The following is a 5512-nucleotide window of genomic DNA, read 5'->3' on the forward strand; positions in this document are numbered from 1 at the left end:
GCGCCAATGAGTGGTGCAGGTGTCGCTCGAGCGTCAGCAGGTGGAGGCGCGGCGCTCGGTGTGCGCCGCGCCTGCGCCGTTACTGGCCCTCGGACGAAGAGCGCGAGCCTGACACCCCGGCACGTCCAGCAACTCGCGGAATGCGGAGGGCTCAGAAGACCCCCTTTCTCGCGCCTGGCTCGACGAATCGCGCAGCCGACTTGCAAAGCGTGAAATGAGCATGACGCGGCAGGCAGCCAGCCGCTTTTGCATCCCGGCTAGTGAAGGGTCGACCGAATCATCACGGCGCGGCATCGAACGCTTGGGAGCACGGAAATGGCATCATGCGGCTCGGAAGCAGCGCGTGATGAGGCCGCGCAGGGCCATGGGTAGGCTGGCGGTACGGGCGATGGGATCGACCGCCTGCGTGAAGAGCCGCAGGATCAGTGTGTGGCGCTGTCGGCGATCCGGCGCCAGCACCGCGGCGAATGTCCCGTCTGACTGCGCGGTCAGGTGTGCCGGAACCCAGCCCGTCGGCTCGATCAGAATATCGAGGGCATCGCCGGGCACGAGGGCATGGGCGGGGGCGGTGAGGCGCAGGCGTGCGGTGTCCATGCCGAGGCTTGCGAGCACCCCGTCGTAGGCGATTCCGCCCGACCGCACCCGCACCGGCTCCTCGATGCGGAATTCCTCCGCGCCCCTCGGGCGCTCGAAGCAGACGAGGAAGGCAACGAAGCTGAACAGCATCGCGACGCCGGCCCAGATCAGGTTGAAATAGTCGATCGGCGAGATCTCTGTGGCACCGGACGGTGAGACGAACGACCAGAGGATCGCACCGGCGGAGAGTACGCAGATCGCGCCGAAGACAGTGGCCATGCGCCAGCGCACCATCGAGATCGAGCGGTCTCCGCCCTTGTCGGTCACCTTGAACGGCCGCCCGAACGGCCGGATCGCCGCGGAGACCAGGGTGAGGCTGATGGCCAGCGCCGTCATGATGTGCGTCACCTCCATGAACAACGGCAGGGTGCGGCGTCCCGAGACCCAGCCGCTGTAGATCCAGAGCGCGAAGAGCGCGGGCAGGCCGTAGCGGAGGAACGAGAGGTAATCGGCAAAGAAGGCCGGCATGTCGAAGAACCAGTAGATCGACGGTGCCACGAGCATCAGCACGATGAACGGCTTGCACAGCCAGTTCAGGACACCGTGTAAGTAGTGCAGCCGCTGCATCGGGGTGTAGTCGGCGCCCCGGAACGGACCCGCCTTGAGGAGGGCGACCTGCATGGTGCCGAGGCACCAGCGCGTGCGCTGGGTGATGTATTCCGGCAGCCCTTCCGCCGAGAGCCCGGCGCTGAGGCGTTCGTTCAGCCAATGCGTTCGGTAGCCGTGGCGCATCAGCGAGTAGGTCAGGTTGATGTCCTCGCAAATGGCATCGTGCGGGAAGCCCCCCATCTCGACGACGCGGTCCCGCCGGACCAGGAACGAGGTGCCGACGCAGAAGGCGCAGCCCCAGGCGTCCTTGGCCGGCTGAAACACATCGAAGAAGATGCGCTGGTCGTCGACCCAGGCCTCCGAGGCCATCAGGTTGTGCTGGATCGGATCGGCATTGAAGAAGAATTGCGGCGTCTGGACCACCGCCGCCCGGGCATCGTGGAAGAGCCCGACGGCACGGCGCAGGATATTGGGTGCAACCGCGAAATCTGCGTCGAGCACGAGGATGATCGGCGCGTTCGTGCGGCCCGCCGTGTGCCGAAGCGCGTTGTTGAGATTGCCCGCCTTCGCGCCCGCATTGTCGGGCCGCGTGAGGTAGTTCGCCCCGACCTCCTCGCAATAGGCGCGCAGCCAGTCCCGGCGGGTGTCGTCGCAGACCCAGACCGTCGCGTTCGGATAATCCACCGCCAGCGCCGGGATAATCGACTTCTCCACCACGTCCAGAGGCTCGTTGTAGGTGCAGATGAAGATGTCGACGGCGGGCCATGCCCCGCTTTCCGTCAGCCGCGCCTCCTCGCGATCGGCCTCGGCCGAGCGGTCCTTGAAACGAAACAGGATGACGATGGACATCAGCGTGTAGACGATCGCCACCATCTCGAAGGCGAAGAACAGATAAGGCCAAAGCTTATCGAGGCTTGGCTCCAGGCGCGGCAGGGTGTCGTGCCAGCGCCAGGCGGCGTAGCAGAGGATAAACACGGCCGTGGTCAGCCCGAACAGGATGCGGGCGGCGGCGCTCGTGCGGTCGAGGAGGCCGGACATCACCAGCAGCCCGATGAGGATGCCGAGATCGATGGTAAGGACGGCAAGAACGTCCTGGGGGGCTTCGAACATGATCGCGGTTACTCCACGCCCCGGCCAGTGAACGGATTCCAGCCCAGGGTCGCGAGGACGCCCCAGGCCGTGGCGCCGAGGTGCGGCCGGCGGAAATAATAGAAGTCCGGCCCGGCGCTCGCCGGGCCGACGGCGATGCCGGTGGTGAGGCGCGCGACATCGGTAGCGAACAGGAAGCCGGTGGGGGATACCTGCCCGGCGAGGGTCGCGAGCAGGCGCTTCGCCTCAGCGGGGCGACCAAGGGCGCGGACCGTGAGGGCGGCCTGCGCGGTGCCCTCGACCCAGAGCCCGTCACGGTCCTCGTTAAAGTCGAAGCCGCCGCGGGTCGCGAGGTTGCGTTCGGCGAAGTCGAGGGCCCGCCGCCAGGATTCGGGTGCATCGATCACTCCGATCAGCGGCCAAAGCTGCGTGTCGAGGGCGATGTGGGTCGTAGGCTGGACGGTTCCCTGCGGGGTCGTGCCAAGGCGAAACACGCCGGGTTCCGGCGCGTAGACGGCGTCGAGGAAACTGCGTGCCGTGGTGGCGGTCGCCGCGTCTTCCGCGCGCCCGTCGAGGCGATGAAGCCAAGCCGCCACCGCATGGACGTCGAGATTGTGTTCGGTCGATTTCCACGTCAGCCGCGTCTGGTTCGGATCGAAGCCGTCGACGCCGCCGGAATAGCCCTTTGGTTCGCGCGGATCGATGGTCTGATTCGTGATCCAGGCGAGCATGCGGCGAGCGCCGGTGCGGTAGCCGCCCGAAGGCGCCACGGCGTCGAGGGTGAGGAGGGTCAGCGCCGCCCAGGCGACGTTCCCCGTCGCGGTGCCATCCTGGTAGGCGTCTTCGGCCCAGAGCGCCTGCTGGGCGTCCCACCAGCCCGGCAGGGGAAGTAGCCCTTGGCCGACGGACCCGGCGCGATAGGCATTGCGGACGCGGCCGTCCGAGAAGGTTCGATCCCGTGACAAGGCTGCGAGGAGCGCGTCACCGATGCGCCGGGCCCGGTCCACCTCTCCGCAGGCGATGAGCGCGATCGCCGCCAAGGCGTTGTCGTAGGTGAAGGCCGAGCTTCGCAACGAGGCCGGCACCTCGGCCTCGCCGGGCCCCGGACGATAGCTGGCCACGAAGACCGGCCCCGTCCCCGACGCATCCACTGCCTCGGAGAGGGACCGGCACAGGGTTCGTGCGAGGGACGAACCCCCTGTCGCGTCCTCAGGGACTGGTTTCGCCTGCAGGGGCGAAATCATCAGGGTTGCCACGGCCACGGCGCAGGATAGGCGAACGGTCCGCGAGATGCCCCGGATCAATGGCTGTTCTCGGCAGCGCGTTGACGCCGGTCGGCTCGGCTCGCCCGGTCGCTCTCGTCATGGCCCGCGACGCGGGAGACGAGGTCGCGGACCCCTGTCGAGACCGCGTCCGCTGCCTGCGCGACACCGTTCGCGACCGAGGACCAAGCCTGTTTCACTCCAGGCGATTGCATGCCACGGTTGACGAGGTCGGAGGCCTTCGCGGCGGTAGTGGTGGCGCTCGAAGCCAGAACCCCCCAGGCCGCCTTGGCCTCGGGACCACTGAAGCCTGCCGCCATCGCCTTCCAGGCCACGGACGCCGAGGGAACCCAACCATTCTCCCGCGTGATCGTGACCCACTGACCCACGGAGCAGGGCGTGGTGCGGCGCGAGGTCTGAGCGGGAGGGGCGGTCTCGGCATCGTCCGGCACCGAATCCCGGTCGAGGCTGACGAGCACATACATCTCGCGCCGCTCAGTCTGCGGGAATGGCACCGCATATTGTTGATCGGTCTTGTCGCTGGTCTTGGGCAGGATTTCACTGACCCAGCCACGCTGGGGGATGGTGCCACCCGTGGCGGAAATTCGCACCGGGGTTCCGACCTCGAGCTCCTGCGCCTGCCGATAGGAGAAGATCCCGACCGCGAAGGCCTGCTCGCAATCCACCAGCGTCGCCACCGAGTCACCGGGATTGACGTGGCGTCCCTTAGCGACGCCGAGCCCCAGGACGACGCCCCCGTTCGTCGCCCGCATCTCGGCATCGGCGAGGCTGTCGAGGCGCTTGCGCTCCGCGACGAGCAGGGTTTCCTGCGCCTTCAGGCTGGCGGTGAGTTGCACTTCCTCGATGGCGAGACGCTGCGCGTCGAACGCGAGGTCGCGTCGCTTCTGCGTGAGGACCGCCAGGCTGTTGGATTGGTTGCCGACGAAAACGCTCTTCTTGACCGCTCCGAGTTCGGACAGTTTCTGGTTCAGCTTGGCCGTCTCGGCGTCCTTGTCGAAGCGGGCCGCTTCCAGCTTGTGCTGGGTCGGTCGCAGCAGATCGAGGCTGGCGGTGTTGCGGTCGACCATCGCCTGCTGTCGGTCGACCACCGCCTTGGTAGATTGACCTTCGGCATCCGCCGAACCGACCCGGGCCCGAGCCTCGGCGACCTCTCCGTCGAGCTTGGCGACGGTTTGCTCGACCTGCCGGCGGATCTCTGTATCGAGCGCCGTCACGTAGGCGAGATCAGATTCCTTCTTCTGCCGCGCGGCCAGCAACGAGCCACGCAACTCGTCGACCTTGCCGTCGAGGATGATCAGGGTGGTACGATCGATGCGCGCGTTCTGAATGTGCGCCACCGGGGCGCCGGCGCCGAGGTGCTGCCCGATCGCGGTGAAGACGTTGGTCATCTCCCCCGCGATGGGGGCTGTCAGCAGGCTGATCGGTGCATTGATCACCGCACGATCCGATTGATCGGCCAAGAGTGGCGGCAGTGTCGCGGTCGTCATCAGGAGAGCCAGGACGCTCGCCACCGAGTAGGCGGAGATCCGAACGATTCGAGTGTGGCTCGGTTTCTGGCCCGACGATGACGCGGAGGCCGGCGAGGATCGCTGCATAGGACTCTCCTAAGGACATGGCATATCGTGGACGGACGCCGGGAGCGGCGATCCGTCGATAAACGTGAGGCGGAGCTTCGCGCATGGCCGATCGGCTTGGCATCGCTGCGATGCCGCATAAACCTATCGAATTGGAAGCTGGAATGCGTTTAAACTTTGCTTGGCGTCAGATCGCTCAAGGCAAGAGTGCTTGTAATTCTGTATTGATTAGCTTGCAACCTGCGACAGATGCGTGATGAATCGCGATTTTTGTCAAAATATATCAATATTCCGTGATTTTCGCAGGTTTCTGATTGTTCAGTCGAAAGGCGCGCAGAGGAGGTTGCCAATCTAGGATGCATATTTCGCGATCTTGTTCGG

4 protein-coding genes are annotated in these 5512 nt (G+C 66.0%); 1 reads left to right on the forward strand and 3 read right to left on the reverse strand.

The features are described 5' to 3' along the window. Window positions 1-321: 321 nt before the first annotated feature. The 3 genes from K2X24_RS07595 to K2X24_RS07605 all read right to left on the reverse strand — a co-directional run bounded on the left by K2X24_RS07595 (window position 322) and on the right by K2X24_RS07605 (window position 5068). Window positions 322-2295: a cellulose synthase catalytic subunit gene (locus K2X24_RS07595; RefSeq protein ID WP_292496363.1), complete on the reverse strand. Its 1974-nt coding sequence runs from the start codon at window positions 2293-2295 to the stop codon at window positions 322-324. An 8-nt stretch (window positions 2296-2303) separates the two neighbouring features. After that, entirely contained in the window at window positions 2304-3395 is a 1092-nt protein-coding gene (locus tag K2X24_RS07600; RefSeq protein ID WP_292496364.1) for a hypothetical protein, read from the reverse strand. A 179-nt stretch (window positions 3396-3574) separates the two neighbouring features. Next, window positions 3575-5068, reverse strand: coding sequence for an HlyD family efflux transporter periplasmic adaptor subunit (locus K2X24_RS07605; protein ID WP_292496367.1), 1494 nt, complete (start codon window positions 5066-5068; stop codon window positions 3575-3577). Window positions 5069-5235: 167 nt separating this feature from the next. On the opposite strand from K2X24_RS07605, the gene K2X24_RS07610 reads away from it, so the two are divergent. Beyond that, complete coding sequence (locus tag K2X24_RS07610) at window positions 5236-5388, forward strand: hypothetical protein (RefSeq protein ID WP_292496370.1); 153 nt, start codon at window positions 5236-5238, stop codon at window positions 5386-5388. Window positions 5389-5512 lie beyond the last annotated feature (124 nt).

This window comes from Methylobacterium sp. (assembly GCF_019750675.1).
In the GTDB taxonomy this organism is placed as follows: Bacteria; Pseudomonadota; Alphaproteobacteria; order Rhizobiales; family Beijerinckiaceae; genus Methylobacterium.